The organism is Providencia sp. SP181 (genome assembly GCF_050446505.1).
In the GTDB taxonomy this organism is placed as follows: Bacteria; Pseudomonadota; Gammaproteobacteria; order Enterobacterales; family Enterobacteriaceae; genus Providencia; species Providencia vermicola.
Genome location: NZ_JBBPXM010000007.1, coordinates 177,306 through 200,894, shown reverse-complemented (window position 1 = coordinate 200,894; position 23,589 = coordinate 177,306). Strand labels below are relative to the sequence as shown.

Here is a 23,589-nt window from a genome sequence, read left to right as displayed (position 1 = left end):
AACTAAGGAGTAACTATATGCTAATTAAATCTTGTCGTCATGTATATTATGCGCGCCATGACGAAAATCAGCGCGGCCACCACGATGGCTGTTGCCATGGCGAAGGTCGTCACGGGCACGGTGAACGCCGCCATGGGCATGGTGAATGTTGCCACGGTGAAGGCCGTCATGGTCACAGTGATGAGCGCCAAAGAGGCCGCGGAAGAGGCAAAGGCCTGCGCCGTTTATTCGACCACGGTGATCTTCATATCATGGTGCTTTCATTAGTGGCGAAAAAACCGAGCTACGGTTATGAAATTATCAAAGATATTCAAGAAGCTTCGAACGGTCTTTATGTGCCAAGCCCAGGTGTTATTTATCCAACATTAACACTGTTAGAAGAACAAGGCTTTTTAGAGTCTCAAATTGTTGAGCGCAATCGCAAAAGTTTTACTATTACGCCAGAAGGCGCTGCGCACTTAGCACAGAATAAAGAAACAGAAGCGGTTATTGCTCGTAAGCTGGCTAAAGCACGTGATATGCAACAAGGCAGCAATTTAGCAGAAGACATTGAAATGGCAGTCAGCCGCTTTAAAGCCCTACTGCGCCACAAAATGGTTCTGAAACAATTGAATGAAGAACAAACGCGTCAAATTGCTTCCATTATCAATGATGCCGTAAAACAGATTGAAGAAGTGAATACCTTATTAACGAACAGTGATGATGAATAACACCTCCTCACTCATTAAATAATGTTTGCCAATTCAGCTTTGGGCTTATTATTAAGCACAAAGCTGGCTTTTTTCTCTATCCTTTTCTTTTTGCACCAAAACAGTGCAGTCCATCATCAAAAATGCACCAACCAAGTGCAAACTGTGACTATTTTTAACTCAATCGATTGACATTCTCTCGTAACAATCCGTATTTACTCTTCTTTTAAAAGTTGGCACGATTTTCGCTTATAGTATTTATAGTGAGCGAGCAACGTGCATTAATGTGATTAATCACCGCCGCCATGCCAGACAAACCAACAAACGCAAAATATGATGCGGTTTGTTGATTAGACCCGACCAGGAGAGCCGAGAATGTCCGCTGAACATGTTTTATCGTTAATTAAAGAGCACAATGTAAGATTTATTGATCTGCGTTTTACCGACACAAAAGGTAAAGAGCAACATATCACTATCCCTGCTCACCAAGTTGACGAAGACTTCTTTGAAGAAGGCCAGATGTTCGACGGTTCATCAATTGGTGGCTGGAAAGGCATCAACGAATCTGACATGGTACTGATGCCAGATGCATCTACTGCAATGTTAGACCCATTCTTTGCTGATGTGACCTTAATTATCCGTTGCGATATTTTAGAGCCGGGTACCATGCAAGGTTACGACAGAGACCCACGCTCCATTTCTAAACGTGCAGAAGATTTCCTGCGTTCAAGCGGTATCGCTGACATCGTGTTATTTGGTCCAGAACCTGAATTCTTCGTTTTTGACGATATTCGTTTCGGCAACAACATGCACGGCAGCTACTACCATATCGATGATATCGAAGCGGCATGGAACACTGGCACAAAATATGAAGGCGGCAATAAAGGCCACCGTCCAGCCGTTAAAGGTGGTTACTTCCCAGTACCACCTGTAGACTCATCACAAGACCTGCGTTCTGCAATGTGTACCACAATGGAAGAGATGGGCTTAGTTGTTGAAGCTCACCACCATGAAGTGGCAACTGCAGGCCAAAACGAAGTCGCCACCCGCTTTAATACGATGACCAAAAAAGCGGATGAAACCCAGATTTATAAATATGTTGTGCACAATGTTGCCCATGCATACGGCAAAACAGCTACCTTTATGCCTAAGCCATTAGTCGGTGATAACGGTTCAGGTATGCACTGCCACATGTCTTTATCAAAAGACGGCGTGAACCTGTTTGCGGGTGACAAATACGGCGGTTTATCTGAAATGGCGCTGTACTACATCGGCGGTATCATTAAACATGCTCGTGCGCTGAACGCATTTACAAACCCAACAACAAACTCATACAAACGTTTAGTTCCAGGCTTTGAAGCTCCTGTAATGCTAGCTTACTCTGCACGTAACCGTTCTGCATCTATCCGTATTCCTGTGGTTGCAAGTACCAAAGCACGTCGTATTGAAGTGCGTTTCCCAGACCCAGCAGCTAACCCATACTTAGCGTTTGCAGCGCAGTTAATGGCGGGTCTTGATGGCATTATCAATAAGATCCACCCAGGTGATGCAATGGATAAAAATCTGTATGACTTACCACCAGAAGAAGCAAAAGAAATCCCAACTGTTTCAGGTTCTTTAGATGAAGCACTAGCGGAACTGGATAAAGATCGCGAGTTCTTAACTCGTGGTGGTGTATTCACAAATGACGCTATCGATGCGTACATTGAATTAACCCGTGCTGACATTCAACGTGTCCGTATGGCACCACACCCGCTCGAATTTGAAATGTACTACAGTGTGTAACACGCCGTTCCACTGATAGTCTTTGTTGCCGTGAAGCACTTGCCCCATCTTTTGATGGGGCCTTTTCTCTCTAAAACTGCACCAAAGAAACAAAAATCAAATATCGGTTGTTTGGTCTATCAGGTATAATGCACCAAAATAGTGCAGGAGTGACATGACATGAAAACCGAACATTTGCCAGCACCCGAACAAATCCTCGACTCCCTTATTAATAGCGTGCTTATTTTGGATTACGATTTGGTTATCCATTACGCCAATCATGCCGCATTGCAAATCCTAACCCAAAGTCAGCGCAAACTCTATGGGACTCCCCTTCCACTCTTATTTAGCTATTGCTCACTCAATGATGAATTAATGCTCAATAGTTTAAAAGAAGGCCACAGTTTTACTGAAAATGAGGTCACGTTGGTGTTTAATAACCATTCCCACGTAATGTCATTCAGCGCACAACCTTTTTCAGAACAATTTATTTTAGTTGAGCTGTCACAACTCGATAGCCAGCGACGCCTTAGCCAAGAATTGGCGCAAAATGCACAGCAACTTGCCGCGCGTGAACTGATCCGCGGTCTGGCTCACGAAATAAAAAACCCACTGGGTGGGTTGCGGGGGGCAGCGCAGTTGTTATCTAAGGCGCTGCCCTCCCCACAATTAAATGAATATACTCAAGTCATTATCGAACAAGCCGACCGCTTAAGAGCCTTGGTCGATAGATTGCTTGGGCCACAGTATCCAGGACCAAAAACTCAGCAAAGTATTCACCATATTATGGAAAACGTGGTGCGCTTAGTTTCCCTCGAAAAACCTGCTAATGTCACATTAACTCGCGACTATGATCCAAGTTTGCCCGATTTAGACTATTACCCCGATCAAATCGAACAAGTTTTACTGAACGTCACCCGCAACGCTCTACAAGCCGTCGCTGATACGGGCGGTCATATCACACTACGCACGCGCACTGCATTTCAAGTCATGCTACAAGGTGAGCGTTATCGGTTAGCTGCGAGGATTGATATCGAAGACAACGGCCCTGGCATTCCATTGGCCATCCAAGATACGCTTTTCTACCCAATGGTGAGTGGCCGACCTGATGGGACAGGGCTTGGGCTGTCAATTGCGCGAAGTTTAGTGGATCAACATGCAGGGAAAATCGAGTTTACCAGTTGGCCAGGGCACACTGAGTTTTCTATTTATCTACCCATCAAAAAATAGGGGATAACCATGTCACAGGGAAAAATTTGGGTCGTGGATGACGACAGTTCCATTCGCTGGGTTTTAGAGCGAGCACTCAACAGTGCAGAATTTGTCTGCACCTGCTTTGACAGTGCTGATGCGGTACTTGCTGCATTGGAAAACGCACTCCCTGATGTTTTGTTATCCGATATTCGCATGCCTGGAACCAATGGTATTGAGCTACTCAATACCATTAAACAATCACACCCCCTTTTGCCGATCATCATTATGACAGCTCACTCAGACCTCGATGCTGCCGTTAATGCCTATCAATCTGGTGCCTTTGATTATCTGCCTAAACCGTTTGATATCGATGAAACTGTGGCATTGGTTGAACGTGCGTTAAATCATAGCCGTGAACAGAACCACACGGGGCGTGAAACAAAACAAAAAGCGCCGATTGTTTCATCCACCATGATCGGTGAAGCGCCTGCAATGCAGGAGGTGTACCGCATTATCGGCCGCTTATCGCGCTCATCAATTAGCGTACTGATTAACGGTGAGTCAGGGACAGGGAAAGAGCTTGTTGCCCACGCGTTGCACCAACATAGTCCACGAGTTAGTGAGCCATTTATTGCCCTGAATATGGCCGCTATTCCAAAAGATCTCATCGAGTCGGAGCTTTTTGGTCATGAAAAAGGCGCATTCACAGGAGCAACCCAAGTTCGTCAAGGGCGTTTTGAACAAGCCAACCGCGGTTCATTATTTTTAGATGAAATTGGGGATATGCCCCTTGATGTACAAACACGGTTATTACGTGTTCTTGCTGAAGGGCAATTTTACCGTATTGGTGGCTATACTCCTGTGAAAGTGGATGTGCGAATTATTGCCGCCACCCACCAAGATCTTGAAAAACGGGTTAAAGAAGGTTTATTCCGTGAAGATTTATTTCACCGATTAAATGTGATTCGAGTACAACTTCCTCCTTTGCGAGAACGAACGGAAGATATTCCACGCCTTGCACACTATTTTTTACAAAATACCGCAAAGGAGTTAGGTGTAGAAAGTAAAGTACTGCACCCTAACAGTGAAAAAATTCTGCAGCGCTATTATTGGTCAGGAAATGTTCGCCAATTGGAAAATGTCTGTCGCTGGCTGACCGTTATGGCGGCAAGCCAAGAAATTTTACCGCAAGATTTGCCAGATGATTTACTGGAAGAGCACTCAATACAAAACACTGAAACCAATAAACCAAAGGCCAATGAACCTGCAAAGGCTCCTTTACCCGTGCATCAATTCACCTCAGATGCACAATGGTTTGAATTATTGGAAAAGTGGGCTGACCATGCGTTATCCGCCGGAAAAGATGATTTATTAGCACAAACAGTGCCACTATTAGAACGCACTCTACTTAACTGCGCACTGAAACACACCGATGGACATAAACAGGAAGCTGCTCGCTTATTAGGCTGGGGGCGCAATACCCTAACCCGTAAATTAAAAGAATTAAGCATTGAATAAACCACAATAAAATTAAGTAACTTCATTTAATTTTGGCAATTATTCAAAAAGGAGTAGAGGAGAACTCTACTCCTTTATATTAATTATAAAATAGTTTTATTAACGTTTCATATTAAAACAAATAAGCACTCTCTATTTTAGACAAACTAACCCCTATCCCACTCCTTATAATGACCATTAAAATACGATATTCTATTTAATGCAGTACATTAATGATTCTCTTTAAGAAAATCACATATCTTATTTAGCCCAGTGAAATTATTAAACACCCTATGAACACATTATTTTATTACGACCTAAAAAATCAAAAAAACTACAGGAAATATGCCAATTGTGAAAGGCAATATTTAAACCCTCTCAGTAACACAAAATTTTCACTTTATGATTAAAACCTAAAAAATAACGACTAAAATAAACATCTTCTATATCGTAAATTTTTTATTCTATAACTGTAAGCATTTTTAGTAATAAGGAAGATGTTTTTTATAAAAACAATGAAATTCGAGTATACTATTTTGAGCAACCTTTTCAGATATTACGATATCAATCATTGTTTTTCGTTATTTCGCTCTCTTTTCAAACAAAAATAAAATTTGACTTAAGATTAAAAACCCAAAAATCACATTATGCGAGAGGAATAAAATTTAAAAATCACGCTAAAATTATTACTGGGTTTTTATTTTTATTTAACTTTAGTGATTCATGAATAAAAAATGAAAATTCTTTTATTTTAAAACATAAGCCCATTCTCTAACACATAATGTGTTTTCTATTTTAAAACAACCAAAAATAAAATTAAATTATTATTTAATGCTATTTTTTAGTTGACTTGTTTATTTGAAAAAATAACCACAAAATACTCTCCAATTGAGTAAGCGAATATTTAGCTCGCTCTCAATACCATCAAATAAAATATCTTCCTTGGAGAGTCATAAATGAAAAAGAATATCATCGCAACGTTAATTGCGACGTCGTCTATTTTTGCTATTAATAATGCATTCGCTGCTGACGGGACTATCGATTTCACGGGTGAAATTACCGACCAAGCCTGTGAATTAGCCGCAGGCTCTGATGCGTTAAAAGTAAATTTAGGGAAAGTTTCTAAAACCGCATTACCTAGCGCTGGAAGCACTGCCGCTGCCACTAAATTCACCATTAAATTAATTAACTGCCCAGCCACCGTCACCACGGCATCCGTAAAATTCGATGCTGACTCGTATTTAGGAGATGACACGGTTATCAAGCTAAAAGAAGAAGCGGGTGTGGCTACAGGTGTAGGGATCCAAATTACTGATGATATAAATACCGTTGTTCCGCTGTTTACGGCATCTAAAAACTACCCATTACAGCAAAATGTGGAAAATAACTTAGATTTTAGAGCGCGTTATATTGCGAAGTCTGACACGGTAACAACGGGTCCAGCTAACGGCACCGCAACGTTCACAATCAATTATAACTAATTGGACTTTAAGGTTTAAACGGACTTAAACCTTATTCCTGTATTACTAGGTGATAATATGAAACGCTTAATTTGTTTTTTTATATCTTTATTCTTATTTATGCAAACCGCTAACGCTGGTGTAATTATTGGCGGCACCCGCGTGATTTATAATGAAGGGAATAAAGATGTCAGTATCAGTGTCGAAAACCCCGATAAAATCCCTTACTTAATTCAATCGTGGATTGATGGCATCGACGAAAAAAAACAATCGGATTTTACTATTACACCACCATTATTCCGATTAAATGCCGATAAAACCAATGCACTGCGTATCTTTTTAACGGCGAACACCTTACCCAAAGATAAAGAATCGTTATTTTGGCTCAATATTAAAACCATTCCTGCCACCGAGCGCACGGAAAATTCGTTGCAAATTGCCTTTAAAACACAAATGAAATTGATTTACCGCCCTTCAGCGATTAAAGACGTGAACTTTGAAGAACAACAAAAAAAACTGACATGGTCGAAATCGGGTAATCAATTAACCGTAAAAAACCCGACACCCTATTTTATGAATTTCCAAAGCATTACCTTTAATGGCAAAAAAGTGAGTGATGTCTCCTATGCAGCACCCTTTTCTAGCGCCACCTTTGACGTCAATGACAACGCAGCCCACGGCACCGTGAAATGGGAAGTGATTAATGATTATGGCTCTGCCGCTGAGGCGTCTGAAGCAAAAATATAGCCCAATATCTTTGTAGGTTGTGAACATGAAAATAAATAAAATATGCCTTAGCCTATTCATTTATTTAGGCTATACGGTACCTTTATACGCCGAAAACCCGACCAACAATAATACGGCTGAGGGAAAAACGTATTTTGACCCTGACTTTTTAGAATTGCCAAATAAAGTAGCGGTGGACTTAAGCCAATTTGAAAATAACCAACAATTAGCTGGCAGCTATTATGTCGATATTTATGTGAATACCAATTTAATTGGCGCGAAAAGTTTAAAGTTTGATAAAAATAGTGATAATAAATTAGCACCATGTTTAACACTCGATGATTTAAAAAGTTTTGATATTAAAATTGCGGATTACCCTGAATTAAATAATAGCCAAAATAACTGTGTCAATTTGTCCGCTATTCCTGATGCCAAAAGTGACTTTGATTTTGATTCTCAACGTTTATATTTGAGCATTCCACAAATCGCACTGGCGAAAAACCCGCGGGGTTACGTGGACTTAGCGGATATCGATAATGGCATCACCGCCCTGCTGCTCAATTACAGCTACAGTGGGTCGAAAAATACTGACCGTAAAGGCGGCGAAGATACCACGTCAAACTACGTGAACCTGCGCCCAGGGATTAATATCGGGGCATGGCGCCTGCGTAACTACACCACATGGTCAAATAGCAGCGGGCAATCCAATAAATGGGATACCATTTACACCTATGCATCCCGTGGTATCAACAGCCTAAAAAGCCAGTTAATACTGGGAGATAGCACATCGCCATCTCAAGTGTTTGACAGCGTGCCGTTTCGTGGGGCACAACTCGCTACCGATGACGATATGTACCCCGAAAGCTTACGCGGTTATGCCCCTGTGGTACGTGGAATAGCACGCAGCAATGCACAAATCACCATTCGCCAAAATGGCTATACCATTTACCAAACGGACGTGGCCGCAGGCCCGTTTGAGATCAGCGATCTTTACCCGACAGGGAGCAGCGGTGACTTACATGTGACGATAAAAGAGTCGAATGGCAGCGAACAAGTACAAATTGTGCCGTTTGCGTCACTCCCTGTATTACAACGCGAAGGGTATTTAGCCTATAGCGCCACTGCGGGTGAATATCGCTCTTACGATAGCAACGTAGATAAAACCAAATTTGGCCAGTTTACCTTGATTTATGGCTTACCCCATGGCGTGACCGCCTACGGTGGTAGCCAGTTAAGTGAAGATTATCAATCTTATTCAGTGGGTGCGGGGCAAAACTTAGGTCGATTTGGGGCGGTATCTATTGACGTCACCCAGTCCTACGCTAAGTTGCGTAGCGACATCAAAGAGCGCGGGCAATCCTACCGTTTTCGCTATAACAAAAACCTGAATGATATCGGCACCAATATCGCCTTAGCGGGTTATCGTTATTCCACAGAAGGATTTTACAGCTTATCGGAAGTGTTAGATACCTTCCGTGATACCAACTATGTGCCTGAAATTGAACGCCGCCGTAATCGCGGGGAAATTACCTTGAGTCAAAATCTGGGGGATACTTACGGTTCGATTTCAGCGGGTTACGTCAACGAAGATTATTGGAACAGCGACCGCAAAACACAGTCTGCTACGCTGGGTTATAACAATAGCTGGCAAGGGATCAGCTATGGGCTGAATTATACCTATAACAAGAACACCAGCAGCTATTCATACACTACGGGAACGAAAAACCAGAGTGATGAAGACCACTTATTCACGTTCTCGGTCAATATTCCGTTTAGCTTGTTTGATGACACGGCGTACATCAACTTTGTTAGCAACCATAGCAGCCGTGACTCCAGCACAGGTAGCATGGGGGTGTCTGCATCCCAGCTTAATAACCGTTTAAATTGGAGTATGCAACAAGGCTTTACCAATCAAGAAACGGGAACAACAGGTAACTTAAATGCCTCCTATAAAGGGCAATATGGTGAAGTGTCTGGTGGTTCGGGTTACAGCAAAGACAACTATAACCTCTATTACGGGGTGAACGGCAGCTTAGTCGCACACTCAAACGGGCTAGTGTTAGGGCAACAGTTGGGTGAGACCGCCGCCCTTGTGGAAATCCCGAATGCAGGGGATGTACCGATTATGAATCAAGCTGGCGTGGTAACCAATAACCAAGGTTATGCGTTAGTGCCGTACATGACGGCTTACCGTAAAAATACCGTGGATATCGATACTTCCGCGTTACCCGACAATACCGAAATGGAGTTAACCAGCCAAACCGTCGCACCAAGCCGTGGCGCCTTAGTGAAAGCCAGCTTTGCGGCAAACGTTGGTTACCGTGCGATTATGGCGCTGACCTTTGCTGACGGTAAACCAGTACCATTTGGGGCACAGGCCATCTTTAACGATAACAACCAATTAAATAGCCTTGTCGGTAATGACGGTGAAGTGTATTTATCCGGCTTAGCAGAAAGTGGGCAGTTTATTATTCAATATAACGAGAAACAACAATGCCAAGTAAATTATAACTTAGCAGGTATTTCGGATTATATGGGCTTATATAAAACCACTGCGGTTTGCCGATAATAAGGAAATAGAAAATGAGAAAATTAATCTATCAATCAATATTCGCGGCTAGTTGTGTATATTTATATTCAGGATATGCGACTGCGGCTTGTACGCAAAATCCTAATTTCAGAAATATACAGGCTAATATTCCATCTGCTACCTATAACCTTCAATATGATGATACCGCAGCGAGAGATCTTGGTTCGTTTAATGTACGTTACTTATCCGCTTCATCAACAAAGACTTATGGTGAAAATACCAGTTGTGGTAATTCCTATTTACAAGGAAATTTTATCAATAGTTGGACGCCTAATAATTATATCGCACCTTCAAATATACCCGGAATTGGCATTACAGTTGCAACAGGGGGTATTGGTGGAAATTTTAATCGCCGGTTTGGTCCCCAAGGCTCAGGGCAGTTAGGTTGGATTGTCTATGATACTGTTTGGCATATTACAATCAAAAAAACTGGGCAAGTGACTAGCTCGGGTGTGATTCGCTCAGGAAGCGTTGCACAGCTAACCCAAACTAATAGTGGAGTATCAGGTACATGGTATTTAACAACTCTAAACATGCCTGCTAATGCCATTCGTATAAACGTATTAAGCTGCTCATTAAAAAGCCCCGTACCAACGATTAATTTAGGTGATTGGTATGATACTCAATTCCCTTCAGTTGGTAGTACCAGCACAGAAGTCGATATCCCCATTACATTAACCTGTATGGCTGGCACCAATATTAAAGCAACCGTCACAGCAACCAGTGGCACTGTTAATGCAGCACAAGGCCAATTAGCCTTGTCAGGGGGAGCCGATAAAGCTACTGGGGTTGCGATACAAATTATTGATGCTAATAAAAACCATATCCCTTTAAACAGTAAACGAACCATAAAAGATAATGTCGCCGCAGGCGATTATATTTTCGGTTGGAAAGCGCGCTATATTAAAACTGCCGATAAAATTACCCCAGGCCCTGCAAATGGCACTGCCACTATTAATATTCGCTATGAGTAGGAATAATTGTATGAAAAAAATATTACTCGCTATTTTGTCGATAAATTTATTCGCTGTGCATTTATCCTCTTTTGCAGGTACAAATATTACTGTTAATTTCACCGGTAATATTAAAGCCGCCACCTGTAATATTTCTGGCGGTAATAATATCGATATTGATTTGAAACGTTTGCCAATTGATATTTTTAATGGCGCACAAACAGGTTCTACTTGGAATACGTTTAATATTAACTTAAATAACTGCTCGTCATTTGTGAACCAAATCAAATTGACCTTTACAGGTACCGCTGAAACAGGGGATACCACCAATAGCTTATATAAAAACTTAGGCACCGCAAAAAATGTCGCCGTGCAATTACAAAGTGATGACGGAGCTACTCCCCTAGGTAATTTAAAAGTCTTACAGGTGCCATTGAATGGACAGTCAGATATTGCCATTCCATTACGTACCCGTGCTTACAGTGCCGTGGGTAATGTGGTACCAGGGTCTATTTCTGCCAATATTACCGCCACCATTACCTATTTATAAGAAAAGGAATGAAATAATGAAAAAATTTGCACTTTCATTATTGCTGGTATCTGGCTCACTGTTTGCCGCCGACCAGCAAATTAATATCAATGTTCATGGCTATGTTACGGCTATGCCGTGTGAATTAGATACCACAAACTATGTGATTGACCTGAAAAAAATCAATATTTGGAATATTAAAGATACTCAAAAATCCCCTTGGGTGGATTTTTCAGTAAAATTGAAAAATTGCCCAGTGGCGACTCAAGAAGCCATTATGACCTTATCTGGTACACCTGATACCATCACTCCCGACTATTTTATTAATAATGGCACAGCAAAAAATGTCGCCTTGAATTTGGCCGATGGCACCAGCAAAACCACCCTTAAAAATGGTGCAAAAATCACTATTCCCGTGAACAGCCAAACACGCAGTGTGGAGTTTCCATTTTCTGCTCGCGTAGCCGGTTATGGCAGTGGTATGGAGCCAGGTTCATTTCGTAGCCATCTAGAATTCAATTTTGTTTATCATTAATAAATAGTGTCTTGTTCTATTTCTAATTAGAGGTGGTTAAATGCCTGAGTATTATCCAGTATCTAGAATTATTGGAAATAAAATAACTTATTATCGAAAAATGAAGGGCATGTCCCTTCATGAACTTGCAATTATCGTTGGTGTTAGCGAACAACAACAATCTCGATATGAGCGGGGGATCAATAGAATTAATTTAGATAGGTTAAATGAGTATGCTAATATATTTGGCGTTGAGCTAGCACATTTTTTTATTTTAAATGAAAAAGAGAATCAAGAAATTTTAAATAAGTTAAAATTAATCATAAAGGAAAATGAGTGAAGGTTTATCATTTATTTATTATTGGATTTTTATCATCCATTTCTGCTTATACAAATGCAGCTTGCTATCAAAACCCAAATTTTAATAATTTACAACGTACATTACAAAATCAAACTATCACACTACAATATGATGATATGCGAACCAATGTTGTGCTTGCAACAATCAATACCTCAATGTTTAGTGGGTGGCGTAGTTCGCACTCGGGGACAAATAGTGATTGTGGTGCATGGCAAGTTGGGCGTTTTTTAAACGGCTGGAGTTCAACCAATAATATTGCCCCAACTAATATCCCTGGGATTGGTGTTCGCGTGGGAATTAACAGCAGCAATATCTGGTTTCCCTTCCGAATTGCCTATACGGATCAGTCATGGGGATTTGAAAACCTAGGATGGAAAACTGAAATCGTGAAAACAGGTCGAGTTACTACAAGTAATTATATCCGAGGGGGTCAGCTCGCCCAATTTTCACAAGAAAATACCAAGACAAATTCAACGTTTATTTTATCCACGCTCTATATGCCCACAAATGGTATCAGAATAAATGTTGTAAAGTGTACAGCAACTTCAGCTAACTATTCCGTACAGCTTGGAGATTGGTTTGATACTCAGTTTAAGAATATCGGTGATACCAGTGAGATGGTTAATATCCCCGTGATATTAACCTGTGATAAGGGCACCAATATTAAAGCTACTGTCACCAGCAGTGCTGGGTATGTTGATGAGACAACAGGAAAAATAAAACTAACGGGGGCAAATTCTGCGACAGGTATCGCAATCCAGTTACTGGACAAAAACAATACACCCATTAAGCTAAAGGTCAAAACCAGCCTACAAAATAATATCCAAACCAATGAATATCTGTTTAATTGGAAAGCTCGTTACATTAAAACAGCCAATAACATCACAGCTGGCGCAGCAAATAGTACTGTCATAATAAATATTTCATATGAATAACAACAAATAATATTAATAATTTATATATTGTACATCAGTTTAGATATAATAGATTAGAAACAGTTCATTTAAATATCTTCATAATAAGAAGCTCATGTTTCAATATGAAATAAATTCAGTATTTATAATTTAACTTTCTTTAAAATTTTTTATTTTAATGATCAATATCTATTTTTATATTAATTACACTCTGTTAGAGTAGTCTTTCAATATAAAAAACTAATTTTAATTTAAAATTCTTTTTTATGTCAAAGTAGTCATTTTTAAATAGTTGTTCCGATATAAAAGGAGTTTACTATGCAGAAAAATTATCCTGCATCAAAATTAGTCGGTCGTAAAATAACTTATTATCGAAAAATGAAAGGTATTCCATTATCTAAAATGGCTAATGATTTTGGAATTAGTGAACAACAACAATCAAGATACGAACGGGGAATCAATCGTATTAATTTAGACCGTTTAGCACAATATGTTAATTACTTTGAAATTAACTTTTATGATTTAATTTCTAATAAAGATATAAAAGAATTAACCAAATTAGAATAAGTAAAAATACCCAATTAAATATTAATTAACTATTTATTAAGGCACATTATGAGCAAAAAAATATCCACATCAGTAGGTGTAAAAATTAGGTCATTAAGGGAAAGTTACGGCATGAGTGGCAAGGAACTCAGTGCCTTGTTAGGAATTAGCCAACAACATCAATCTCGCTATGAAAATGGAGAGGTAAATATCCATGTTGATACGTTATTCCAACTTTGCCAAATATTCGATATCGACCCCGCCTATTTTTTCACCGACTATAATCCATTAAATCATGCAAATAACTTTATTCATGACAAAAAAAGTTTATATGAGGCCGAAACGCTTGTGTTTTAAAGCATGGCCCTCAGATAAACTGCAAATTAACGTTACCTAAGCCAGTCACATTGTTGTGCTGGCTTAACTTAATTGTGCCTCTTCTAATATCCACTGCTGAAAAATCATCATTGCCGATGTCATCGGCTTCGACTTTAAACGACTTAGCCAGTATCCCCCTAATGTCACACCAATATCGAAAGGCTGAACGAGTGCTCCAGCGCTAATTTCGTGCTCAAACATACAGCTTGGCACTAATGCAACACTATCCGTTAATATTGCGGCCTCAACCATTAAGCGAGAGGAGTCAAACACAGGCCCTTTCACTCGCCATGGCTCGACTTGTGCAGCAAGAAACCACTTTTCCCACTCATCTTTACGATAAGAGCGTAGTAAATTGTGATCTTTTAAATCCAGTGGTGATATTAAATTAGCAGCGACTTTTTCTGTGCATAGCACTGTATGGGAAGTCGAAAATAAAGGTGTATTTTCCACTAATGGCCATAAGCCCTCCCCAAAGCGGATGGCGAAATCAACCCCTTCCGCCGCTAAATTGACCACGTTATTGTGGGTCATAATACGTAAATCAATATAGGGGTATAAATCAGAAAATTTGCTTAAACGCGGTAATAGCCAACCTACTGCAAAGGTTCCCACGACTGAGATACTTAACACTTCATGATAATGACCATCTTCAAATTGCAACAATAACGATTCGATTTGATCAAAAGAACGACTCAACACAGGTAACAGAGCCAAGCCTTCATCTGTTAATGCTAACCCTCTTGATAACCGAATGAATAATTCCAAGCCTAGCTGTTCTTCCAGCAACCGAACTTGCTGGCTTACTGCAGCCTGAGTGACATTCAATTCAAGCCCCGCTCGCGTAAAACTTAAATGCCGGGCAGATGCCTCAAATGCACGAAGTGCATTAAGTGGGAGGCGATGACGGTAATTTCCTGACATAAGATTTTCTTTTGGCTCATCGAATTTTATATCGTTTTAAAAAATAGCTTAAAACACGCATACTCTTGCTCAACGGCTACTTTAACCGAATAAATGCTATATTACGGCACTTATTTGTCATACTGAAGTACTTTTCAAAATCAGCTATCAATAACTTAAACTTTTATTTAATTGGACAACTCTATGAGAAATCTTTTTCGTCAGGGGCGGATTTTTGTCGCTCTTAGTTTGGCTTTTACGACCCTTTCAGCCAACGCGTTAAGCCAACAGGATGTTGATAACATCATTAAACCGTTGATGAAAAAGCAAGGTATTCCAGGGATGTCTGTCGCCATTTCCATGGAAGGCAAACGCTATATTTACCACTATGGCGTGCAATCCAAACAAACCCAAGAGCCTGTCAATAACAATACGCTGTTTGAAATTGGATCGCTGTCTAAAACTTTCACAGCAACTTTGGCTGCCTATGCACAAGTGCAGGGAAAATTAGATTTTTCACAAACAGTGAGTCATTATCTGCCTGAATTAAAAGGTTCTGCCTTTGACCACATTAGCGTTATGAATCTTGCAACCCATACATCGGGCTTACCTTTGTTTGTACCTGAAACAATAACAAATTCAATGGAATTAACGCGTTATTACCAAAACTGGATCCCTGAAAAAGCGATTGGTCAGTTTCGTTCATACTCTAATTTAGGGGTGGGATTATTAGGTATTGTGGCAGCCAAACAGTTAAAAATGCCTTTTGAACAAGCCATGGAAAAATTGATGCTGCCTTCCCTTGGACTCAAGCATACTTATATTCATGTGCCTAAGAATCAACAAAAAAATTATGCACAGGGCTACAATAAAAAAGACCAACCTGTACGAGTCACCCCGCAAATTCTAGATGCTGAGGCTTATGGTTTAAAATCGAACGCGAAAGATTTAATTCGTTTTCTTGAAATTAATATGCAAACGGTAAAAGTCGCAAAATCGTGGCAAGAAGCCGTTGAAGATACCCACACGGGGTTATATCTAACCGATTCATTTGTGCAAGATATGATGTGGGAAAGTTACCCGTGGCCAGTCTCTTTATCACAATTACAGCAAGGTAACCGTGATGAAATGGCATTACAGCCACAAAAAGTCGAAGCAATTAAACCCGCAATGCCACCAGAAACCCGTGCATTTTATAATAAAACAGGGTCAACCAATGGCTTTGCCACTTATGCCGTGTTTCTTCCAGAAGAACAAGTCGCCGTGGTGATCCTTGCCAATAAATGGTATCCGATCCCCGACCGCATTAATGCCGCTTATCAGCTAATTGAAAAGATTGATAACCAGAATTGATATCACAATGTAATACTCAAAATAGTTCGTGCTAGAGCAAGGCGGCAAAATTCGGATATCTCGGGGAGCATACAAAAGTATGTGACCCGAGTAGCCGAATAAAGCCAACGCCGCTATTGCGCGAAATATGACGAATATTCAATACTCAAAATAGTTCGTTCTATCGCTAGGCGGCAAGAGAAGCTAAGCCCTAGGAGCATACATAAAGTATGTGACTAGGGTTAGCGAACGCAGCCAACAACGCGACAGGGCGAAATATGAAGAGTATTTAGATGACACGGGAAAACTGCCGTTGCCTCATCTGCCCCCGCAAATACACATCAAAACACATGCAAACATTGCGGATCAGCAAGCGCCCTTGCGGTGTCACCTTAATACCTGTTTCGGTTATTTCCACCAGCCCATCTTCTGCCATTGGCTTTAGCAATTCCAAATCTTCTTTAAAATAAGATTTAAAATCAATCGGGTAAAGAGCTTCTATTTGTGCAAAATCTAGTTGGAAGTTACAAATTAACGTTTTAATCACATCACGGCGCAAGCAATCATCATCAGTTAGGACTAAACCTCGCCACAGGGCATGTCCCTGCTCTTCAACTTGTGCATAATAAGTTTTTAAGTCTTTCTGATTCTGCGCGTAGTTATCCCCTAACATACTGATCGCCGAAACGCCTAACCCTAAGAGATCGCAATCACCTTGGGTAGTATAGCCTTGGAAGTTACGGTGCAATATCCCCTCACGCTGCGCTACAGCAAGTTCATCTTCAGGGCGGGCAAAGTGATCCATCCCAATAAACTGATAGCCGCCTTTGGTTAACGTCGCAATCGTGTCTTGTAGAATATCGAGTTTTTGTTCTGCACTTGGTAAATCCGCATCCTTAATTTTGCGCTGCGCGGCAAATAAATTTGGCAAGTGAGCATAATTAAACACGCTTAAACGGTCGGGTGATAACTCAGCGACTTTTTTCAGTGTAAAAGCAAAGCTTTCTGGCGTCTGTTTTGGTAAACCATAAATTAGGTCAATACTGGTTGATGTAAAGCCTGTCTCTTTAGCGCGTTTAATCAAGGCAAAGATGAAGTCTTCGTCTTGTTCTCGATTTACCAACACCTGAACTTCTTTATTGAAGTCTTGTACCCCCATGCTTAGGCGATTAAATCCTTCATGGCGTAGGTGATCAATCATATCAAGCTCAATTTCACGCGGGTCAACTTCAATGGACATTTCCACATCATCTGCAAAATGAAAATGTTTTTTCAATAAACCGACCAAATGACTAACTTGGGCTTTATCAAGATAAGTTGGTGTACCTCCGCCCCAATGCATTTGTGTGACAGTGCGGTTTTTTAGTAAAGATGCACGTTGAATAATTTCTTTTTCAATAACTTTTAAATATTCATCCGCCTTATGCTTTTGGCGTGTCACTAATTTATTGCAACCACAGAAGTAACACAGCTTATGGCAAAAAGGAATATGGACATAGAGCGATAACGGGCGGTCTGGAAAACGCGTTGTCGCACTAATAAACGCTTTTTCATCATAGTCTTGATTAAATTCCAAAGCGGTGGGATACGACGTATAACGTGGCCCTGAATAATTGTATTTTTGAATGAGAGAAAGATCCCAAACAATATTTTGCTCTGACATAACATTCCTCAATTGACCAAAAGCTCAAACCATGACAACGGGTTGCACCTTATTTAATTTGTTATTCGGTGGTATAAAAATTTTATAGCATACATAACGTTATAGATTCTGAATATTTCAAGTTGCAGCTAGGCGGCAAGTGAATGAGTCGCTAGGAGTATACATAAGTATGAGACTCGTGCGAATGAACGTAGCCAACAACGCTGCAGCTTTAAATATGACTAGTATTATAAAGATGTTAGAAAAAAGAGACTTGATGCAACATCAAAGAAAAGTGTGTTTGTAGAAAAAACAGACGCATCCCCCGCTAGCGCGAGGGATGATTAAACGAAGTTATTTGCTTTTTAAGATGCGCATGATGTCATCGAGTTTATCTTCGTCTTCTTCCTCTTCTTCTTCGTCAGCATATTCAATGCCTAAAATACTCATTAGTTCATCAATACGGTCTAAACAAGTATTGATGTATTTTTGCTCTTCAGCGTTAACCGTTTCGCCATCTTCTAGGCGCGCAAGTAAGCTATCTAAGCGATCATCGCTTTCTAACAGTTCTAACTCTTTTTCAGGCGTCAGTTTTTCTTTAACGACTGGCTGTTTTTTCTCAACAACAGGTTTGGTAATGTGTTTTTCATCCACAATTAAAGGGACTGGTTTTTTGCTGCCTAAACGCGGGTCAGCAGAGGCGTTTTGCCCACCATTTTGCTTGTTGGATGCTTGTTCTTCATAACGGCTGCCAGCTTTATGACCACGATGTTTTTTCTCGCGTTTACGTTCACGGCCTTCCGCGTTCAATTCTTCTTTGGTTTTACGGTATTTTTTCTTTGGCTTAGCTGTCGGTTTTTTTGGTGCATTCATGGTCTGATACCTTGATAAAGTCAGTTTCTGCTGCGAAATCTAGCAGGATCCCATAAAGGGGGAAAGCACTAGTTTGCAATTTCAGCGGATTTTTTATTCCACCCTGCCTTCGCAATAGTACTTTATAGATTATACCTTAAATAATTTGTGTTGCATGTAGAGGGATTCGAATAGAAGAAAGAGAAATGATGAGTTCATTAAATAATGTTAAAAAATTTGTGCCACTAAACAAATTAGACTGAATAATATTCTAAATAATTCAAGTTGTGGCTAGGCGTCAATCGAGGTTATCTCGGGGAGCATACATAAGTATGTGACCCGAGTAACCGAGAGAAGACAACAACACCACAGCTTGAAGTATGACGAGTATTAGGCGTCGACTAAAACCATTTTAAGCAGAAACATAACCGCGACTAAAATCACACACAGACCCAAGTCACGCCAGCGCCCTGTCCCAATTTTCATCGCACAGTATGCGATAAACCCTAGCGCGATCCCTTCTGTGATCGAGAAGCTAAACGGCATCATAACTGCGGTAATAAACGCAGGTACTGATTCAGTTAAGTCATCCCATTTCACGCGAGTCAGACTTGAAGTCATCAACACACCCACGTAAATCAATGCACCTGCAGTTGCATAAGCAGGAACCATACCCGCAAGTGGAGAGATAAACATGGTTAATAGGAATAAGATACCCACAACAACTGCCGTTAACCCCGTACGCCCACCAACTGATACCCCTGAAGAACTTTCAATATACGCGGTGACTGATGAGGTTCCCATCGCCGAACCCGCTACAGAGCTTAAGCTATCAACATATAGGGCTTGCTTCATACGAGGGAAAGTCCCACGTTCATTGGTGATCCCCGCTTTGTCAGTCACACCAATCATGGTGCCCGATGAGTCAAACAAGTTGACTAACATGAAAGCAAAAATCACGCCAGATAACGCTAAATCTAATGAGCCAGCGAAGTCCACTTGCCCAACGACGCTGGTAACACTTGGTGGAATAGAGAAAATGCCTGTGTATTTTACATCGCCCAGCGCCAGACCAATTAAGGTGGTCACCGCAATCGACACTAACACCGCCGCATGAATATTACGCGCCGCTAAGATGGCGATAATAAAGAAGCCCAACGCCCCTAACCATACGTTATGATGTGTTAAGTTACCAATAGATACCAAAGTGTCTGGGTTTGCCACGATAATACCCGAGTTTTTCAGCCCCATCATCGCAATAAACAGACCGATACCGCTGGTGATCCCCACACGTAGACTCAAGGGAATATTGGCAATAATCCAATAACGAATGCGGAATAATGTCAGGATAAACAAGCCAACTGCGCCCCAGAAAACAGCACCCATTGCGACTTGCCATGAATACCCCATCGCGCCAACTACCACAAACGCAAAAAAGGCATTCAGCCCCATCGCTGGTGCGACCGCAATCGGTAAATTAGCCAATAAGCCCATCAAAATACTGCCTATAGCGGCAATCAAGCAGGTGGTAACAAACACAGCTTTAATATCCATGCCTGCAATTGATAAAATTTGTGGGTTAACAAAGACGATATACACCATCGTCAGGAAGGTCGTGAAGCCAGCAACAACTTCAGTTCGTGCGGTTGTGCCGTGTTCTTGCAATTTAAAAACACGCTGAAACAAGCTCTGCGATTGTGCCGAGCTAGAAGATTGATTACTCATTAGATATCGCGCCCAAAAAAAGTTTTTTTCGCCCTATACTACAATTAAAAATCGAAAAAGAAAACGATTGCGTAAAAATCAACAGGCAAAATGTCCTAACTAACTGATACAACGCGATGAATCAAGAAAAAGAATAAAAATAGAATTTGGAGAATGGCGGTATAAAAACCGCCATTAAAATTTAGGATAGCGCCAGTAATTTTTGTCTACGCCAAAACAATAAACTGCGTTTTACCACAGACTTGTGCGGGCCGTTTTGTGCACTGAGTTTTTTCGCCACCACATTGGCAACAATTTCTACCGTAAAACACATCACAAAATAGATAAATGCCACGAATAAGAAAACTTCCAACGGGTAAACCATTTCGCGGTTATTCACTTGAGTTGCTAAGAAAGATAACTCAGCCACACCAACGACATAGGCTAATGAGGTATCTTTAATCAGCGCCACCCATTGGTTGATAAATGACGGCACCATCATTCGCAATGCTTGAGGTAAAACGATATTCCACAATACCTGCCAACGGTTAAAACCAAGGGACAACCCTGCCTGCCATTGCCCTGCACCTATCGCTAAGATCCCTGCTTTCACAGCATGTGCTAAATAAGCAGAAGTGATTAAGGCGAGTGCACAAACCACCGTGGTGATCCCAGGAATTTCCGTACCTAACAAAATGGGCAACAAGAAGTAAGTCCAAAATATTAACATGATGACTGGAATTGCACGGAAAAAGCCTAAAACTGCCGCGAATAAATTAACCCAAAAACCACGTAACATTGCCAAAGCAATACCACCTAGTGTCCCTAAGACAATCGATGCCGCCCCTGCTAGCAGGCTAATCACGAGTGTCAACGCTGCCCCTTCTAACGGGCCATCAGGGAAAGTACCAAACAGTAAATATTGCCAATTTTGCTCGATCACTGAAAAGTCCATATTATACCCCCTGAGCCAAGTTTCGTTGCAAGCGCCATTGTCCCCAGCCTTCCATCAGGGCAATAATGGCGATATACAACACGGTGGCCACACCAAATGCGGTGAAGGTTTGTAACGTTTGGCTATCAACTTGACGAGACACATAAGAGAGCTCCGCGACGCCAATTGCCATGGTTAATGAGGAATTTTTCACGACATTCATATATTGCCCCAACAACGGCGGCATTGCGATTTTGACTGCTTGAGGCAAGACCACTAATTTCATTGCTTGCCATGAAGTGAGCCCCAGTGCGAACGCGGCATATTTTTGCCCTTGGCGTACCCCACGGATCCCTGCACGAATTTCTTCCGCAATAAAAGGGACGGTATATAACGTTAACCCAATAAAACCTGCTAAAAACTCAAAGGACGGCCAACCCACGGTAAGCCCAAATATGTTGATTTCATGGGGAGTATTTAGCCATTCCATTGCGGCTGAAGGCAGTATTTCCCCCGAGGCAAAATACCAAAAAAATAACTGCACCAACAAAGGCGTGTTTCTAAAAATAGAAATATAGATACTGACTGCCCAACGCAAAAGAGCAATCTGGCTATCCTTTGCTGATGCAACTAAAAACCCTAAAAAGGTGGCGGCAATAATGGTGCAAATCGAAATCCAGACTGTTAAAACAAAGCCATAACCGAACCATTCAAGGTACTGAGGCGCTAGAAGATGTGCAGACCAAAAATCACCACTGACAAATTTCTCAAACATAGTTCACGACCTATTTCTTTCACACCCTGTGACGAAAAACCTCACCCCGTATAACCAAGAACCCCGCACACAGTGCAGGGTTTCAAATCACTCAGTACTTGCTATTGTCGATTACGACTGTGGTTGTTGCTCACTCAATGGGGCAAATTTGAAGTCACCGCGTGGTTGTGCCGCTTTCGTGTCTGGACCAAACCAACGGTTATAAATGACTTCAGCTTTACCGTCTTTTTCCAATTTCAGCAGCGTTTCATTCACGTTTTCCACTAAGCGCGTTTCGCCTTTGCTAGCTGCCAGAGCTTGATACTCTTTGGTTAAGCTAAAGGGGGAAATTTCAAAGTCCGCTTTGACTTTCTCAGGTAAGTTACCTAGTAATCCCACTAGTTTTGCATCATCCTGCGTGATAGCTTGCACGTTACCATTACGCAGCGCTGCGAATGCTTGCGGAGTATCATCATAAGAAATCACTTTAGTGTCAGGGAAACGTTCACGCAGCGTCACTTCCTGCACCGTTCCTTTATCTGCACCAATACGCAGTGGTTTGATATCATCAGGGGTTTTTAATACACCTTTACGGGCAATAAATTTTTGGCCCGTGGCGAAATCAGGGATTGAGAAATCAACCTGTTTTGCACGCTCATCGGTAATCGTAAAGTTCGCACCAATCAAGTCTACTTTACCCGATGTCAGCAGTGGGATGCGGTTTGCAGGGTTCGTTGGACGCAGTTCAAGTTTTACACCTAAACCATCTGCAATTTCTTGTGCGATATCAACGTCATAACCCGCTAATTTTTTTGTTTGTGGGTCAATAAAACCAAACGGTGGGTTACTATCAAATACGGAAATACGGATCACACCCGCTTGTTTAATATCATCTAATTTATCTGCGCTAGCGACATTCGCTGTCAGCGCCAAACCTGTAAGTAAAACAGTCGTCAGAATACGAGCTTTCATTGAATACCCCTAGTGGTAAATTTATGTAAATCGACCATCACAAGCTATCAACTATCTCTTAGCACCTGAAATAATATTAAATAATATATTTATAACCAAATGGAATATAAAGAAGTACAAAAAAGGGGCAAACTTTGTAACAAAGGCCCCCGAATATGGCTTACACCATCAATAGACTCTTATTGAGCAAGAAGAAAGTCTGTATAAAAACGTTTTAGTGTATTCATCGAAATAGATAGGCTATCGAATGCATTAACCTCATGCCTGCAATCGCCCATAACCAGCATCAATGCTCTAAATAGTTCGTGCTGTAGCAAGGCGGCAAACACAGTTCCCCCTAAAGTATGTGACCCGAGTAGCTGAATACAGCCAACACTGCCA

The 23,589-nt window shown here is 41.1% G+C and carries 22 protein-coding genes; 15 read left to right on the top strand and 7 right to left on the bottom strand.

Annotated features, from left to right (window positions below; translation table 11 throughout):
• The first annotated feature begins 17 nt into the window (after positions 1–17).
• From AABS66_RS13875 to AABS66_RS13810, 14 genes are all read left to right on the top strand, one after another.
• The gene (locus AABS66_RS13875) at positions 18–710 is read left to right on the top strand and encodes a PadR family transcriptional regulator (protein ID WP_272573858.1); all 693 of its coding nucleotides are present in this window, start codon (positions 18–20) and stop codon (positions 708–710) included.
• 354 nt (positions 711–1,064) lie between these two features.
• Positions 1,065–2,474 carry a glutamate--ammonia ligase gene (gene glnA / locus AABS66_RS13870; protein WP_206084925.1) on the top strand — a complete coding sequence of 470 codons (1,410 nt, stop codon included), beginning with the start codon at positions 1,065–1,067 and terminating at the stop codon, positions 2,472–2,474.
• Between the two features lie 159 nt (positions 2,475–2,633).
• Positions 2,634–3,683, top strand: a complete 1,050-nt coding sequence (gene glnL, locus AABS66_RS13865) for a nitrogen regulation protein NR(II) (protein ID WP_206084927.1) — start codon at positions 2,634–2,636, stop codon at positions 3,681–3,683.
• Positions 3,684–3,692: 9 nt separating this feature from the next.
• A complete protein-coding gene (gene glnG, locus AABS66_RS13860) occupies positions 3,693–5,165 on the top strand; it encodes a nitrogen regulation protein NR(I) (protein WP_430225049.1) in 1,473 nt (490 codons plus the stop codon).
• 935 nt (positions 5,166–6,100) lie between these two features.
• A complete protein-coding gene (locus AABS66_RS13855; protein WP_206084931.1) occupies positions 6,101–6,625 on the top strand; it encodes a fimbrial protein in 525 nt (174 codons plus the stop codon).
• Between the two features lie 57 nt (positions 6,626–6,682).
• The gene (locus AABS66_RS13850) at positions 6,683–7,351 is read left to right on the top strand and encodes a fimbrial biogenesis chaperone (RefSeq protein WP_206084933.1); all 669 of its coding nucleotides are present in this window, start codon (positions 6,683–6,685) and stop codon (positions 7,349–7,351) included.
• A 25-nt stretch (positions 7,352–7,376) separates the two neighbouring features.
• Complete coding sequence (locus AABS66_RS13845; protein ID WP_430225048.1) at positions 7,377–9,899, top strand: fimbria/pilus outer membrane usher protein; 2,523 nt, start codon at positions 7,377–7,379, stop codon at positions 9,897–9,899.
• Between the two features lie 14 nt (positions 9,900–9,913).
• Positions 9,914–10,894: a fimbrial protein gene (locus AABS66_RS13840; RefSeq protein ID WP_430225047.1), complete on the top strand. Its 981-nt coding sequence runs from the start codon at positions 9,914–9,916 to the stop codon at positions 10,892–10,894.
• A 10-nt stretch (positions 10,895–10,904) separates the two neighbouring features.
• A complete protein-coding gene (locus tag AABS66_RS13835) occupies positions 10,905–11,423 on the top strand; it encodes a fimbrial protein (RefSeq protein WP_206084943.1) in 519 nt (172 codons plus the stop codon).
• Between the two features lie 16 nt (positions 11,424–11,439).
• The gene (locus tag AABS66_RS13830) at positions 11,440–11,937 is read left to right on the top strand and encodes a fimbrial protein (RefSeq protein WP_206084945.1); all 498 of its coding nucleotides are present in this window, start codon (positions 11,440–11,442) and stop codon (positions 11,935–11,937) included.
• Positions 11,938–11,977: 40 nt separating this feature from the next.
• Complete coding sequence (locus AABS66_RS13825; protein ID WP_206084947.1) at positions 11,978–12,256, top strand: helix-turn-helix domain-containing protein; 279 nt, start codon at positions 11,978–11,980, stop codon at positions 12,254–12,256.
• Entirely contained in the window at positions 12,253–13,212 is a 960-nt protein-coding gene (locus AABS66_RS13820) for a fimbrial protein (protein ID WP_206084949.1), read from the top strand. Before AABS66_RS13825 ends, AABS66_RS13820 begins: the two co-directional genes overlap by 4 nt.
• Before the next feature lie 297 nt (positions 13,213–13,509).
• Positions 13,510–13,758 (top strand): helix-turn-helix domain-containing protein, encoded by a 249-nt coding sequence (locus AABS66_RS13815; protein WP_206084951.1) that lies wholly within the window; start codon positions 13,510–13,512, stop codon positions 13,756–13,758.
• Between the two features lie 48 nt (positions 13,759–13,806).
• Positions 13,807–14,094: a helix-turn-helix domain-containing protein gene (locus AABS66_RS13810; RefSeq protein WP_206084952.1), complete on the top strand. Its 288-nt coding sequence runs from the start codon at positions 13,807–13,809 to the stop codon at positions 14,092–14,094.
• A gap of 63 nt (positions 14,095–14,157) precedes the next feature.
• Here the strand turns inward: AABS66_RS13810 and AABS66_RS13805 are convergent, their stop codons facing one another.
• Entirely contained in the window at positions 14,158–15,039 is an 882-nt protein-coding gene (locus AABS66_RS13805) for a LysR substrate-binding domain-containing protein (RefSeq protein ID WP_206084954.1), read from the bottom strand.
• A 183-nt stretch (positions 15,040–15,222) separates the two neighbouring features.
• Between AABS66_RS13805 and ampC the strand changes: the two genes are divergently transcribed.
• Complete coding sequence (gene ampC, locus AABS66_RS13800; RefSeq protein WP_430225046.1) at positions 15,223–16,371, top strand: class C beta-lactamase; 1,149 nt, start codon at positions 15,223–15,225, stop codon at positions 16,369–16,371.
• Positions 16,372–16,639: 268 nt separating this feature from the next.
• Here the strand turns inward: ampC and hemN are convergent, their stop codons facing one another.
• From hemN to AABS66_RS13770, 6 genes are all read right to left on the bottom strand, one after another.
• Positions 16,640–18,013: an oxygen-independent coproporphyrinogen III oxidase gene (gene hemN, locus AABS66_RS13795; protein ID WP_206084958.1), complete on the bottom strand. Its 1,374-nt coding sequence runs from the start codon at positions 18,011–18,013 to the stop codon at positions 16,640–16,642.
• A gap of 333 nt (positions 18,014–18,346) precedes the next feature.
• A complete protein-coding gene (yihI, locus tag AABS66_RS13790; RefSeq protein WP_272538917.1) occupies positions 18,347–18,865 on the bottom strand; it encodes a Der GTPase-activating protein YihI in 519 nt (172 codons plus the stop codon).
• A gap of 369 nt (positions 18,866–19,234) precedes the next feature.
• Positions 19,235–20,569 (bottom strand): NCS2 family permease, encoded by a 1,335-nt coding sequence (locus AABS66_RS13785; protein WP_206084961.1) that lies wholly within the window; start codon positions 20,567–20,569, stop codon positions 19,235–19,237.
• 181 nt (positions 20,570–20,750) lie between these two features.
• Positions 20,751–21,503: an amino acid ABC transporter permease gene (locus AABS66_RS13780; RefSeq protein ID WP_206084963.1), complete on the bottom strand. Its 753-nt coding sequence runs from the start codon at positions 21,501–21,503 to the stop codon at positions 20,751–20,753.
• Position 21,504: 1 nt separating this feature from the next.
• Entirely contained in the window at positions 21,505–22,257 is a 753-nt protein-coding gene (locus AABS66_RS13775; protein ID WP_206084964.1) for an amino acid ABC transporter permease, read from the bottom strand.
• A gap of 111 nt (positions 22,258–22,368) precedes the next feature.
• Complete coding sequence (locus tag AABS66_RS13770; protein WP_206084966.1) at positions 22,369–23,208, bottom strand: ABC transporter substrate-binding protein; 840 nt, start codon at positions 23,206–23,208, stop codon at positions 22,369–22,371.
• Positions 23,209–23,589: the final 381 nt, after the last annotated feature.

Coding starts and splice junctions, on each gene's coding strand:
- AABS66_RS13855 (WP_206084931.1), top strand. CDS start 6,101: ATGAAAAAGAATATCATCGCAACGTTAATTGCGACGTCGTCTATTTTT.
- AABS66_RS13805 (WP_206084954.1), bottom strand. CDS start 15,039: ATGTCAGGAAATTACCGTCATCGCCTCCCACTTAATGCACTTCGTGCA.
- glnL (WP_206084927.1), top strand. CDS start 2,634: ATGAAAACCGAACATTTGCCAGCACCCGAACAAATCCTCGACTCCCTT.
- AABS66_RS13815 (WP_206084951.1), top strand. CDS start 13,510: ATGCAGAAAAATTATCCTGCATCAAAATTAGTCGGTCGTAAAATAACT.
- AABS66_RS13775 (WP_206084964.1), bottom strand. CDS start 22,257: ATGTTTGAGAAATTTGTCAGTGGTGATTTTTGGTCTGCACATCTTCTA.
- yihI (WP_272538917.1), bottom strand. CDS start 18,865: ATGAATGCACCAAAAAAACCGACAGCTAAGCCAAAGAAAAAATACCGT.
- glnA (WP_206084925.1), top strand. CDS start 1,065: ATGTCCGCTGAACATGTTTTATCGTTAATTAAAGAGCACAATGTAAGA.
- hemN (WP_206084958.1), bottom strand. CDS start 18,013: ATGTCAGAGCAAAATATTGTTTGGGATCTTTCTCTCATTCAAAAATAC.
- AABS66_RS13845 (WP_430225048.1), top strand. CDS start 7,377: ATGAAAATAAATAAAATATGCCTTAGCCTATTCATTTATTTAGGCTAT.
- AABS66_RS13875 (WP_272573858.1), top strand. CDS start 18: ATGCTAATTAAATCTTGTCGTCATGTATATTATGCGCGCCATGACGAA.
- AABS66_RS13780 (WP_206084963.1), bottom strand. CDS start 21,503: ATGGACTTTTCAGTGATCGAGCAAAATTGGCAATATTTACTGTTTGGT.
- glnG (WP_430225049.1), top strand. CDS start 3,693: ATGTCACAGGGAAAAATTTGGGTCGTGGATGACGACAGTTCCATTCGC.
- AABS66_RS13840 (WP_430225047.1), top strand. CDS start 9,914: ATGAGAAAATTAATCTATCAATCAATATTCGCGGCTAGTTGTGTATAT.
- AABS66_RS13825 (WP_206084947.1), top strand. CDS start 11,978: ATGCCTGAGTATTATCCAGTATCTAGAATTATTGGAAATAAAATAACT.
- AABS66_RS13785 (WP_206084961.1), bottom strand. CDS start 20,569: ATGAGTAATCAATCTTCTAGCTCGGCACAATCGCAGAGCTTGTTTCAG.
- AABS66_RS13835 (WP_206084943.1), top strand. CDS start 10,905: ATGAAAAAAATATTACTCGCTATTTTGTCGATAAATTTATTCGCTGTG.
- AABS66_RS13770 (WP_206084966.1), bottom strand. CDS start 23,208: ATGAAAGCTCGTATTCTGACGACTGTTTTACTTACAGGTTTGGCGCTG.
- AABS66_RS13830 (WP_206084945.1), top strand. CDS start 11,440: ATGAAAAAATTTGCACTTTCATTATTGCTGGTATCTGGCTCACTGTTT.
- ampC (WP_430225046.1), top strand. CDS start 15,223: ATGAGAAATCTTTTTCGTCAGGGGCGGATTTTTGTCGCTCTTAGTTTG.
- AABS66_RS13850 (WP_206084933.1), top strand. CDS start 6,683: ATGAAACGCTTAATTTGTTTTTTTATATCTTTATTCTTATTTATGCAA.
- AABS66_RS13810 (WP_206084952.1), top strand. CDS start 13,807: ATGAGCAAAAAAATATCCACATCAGTAGGTGTAAAAATTAGGTCATTA.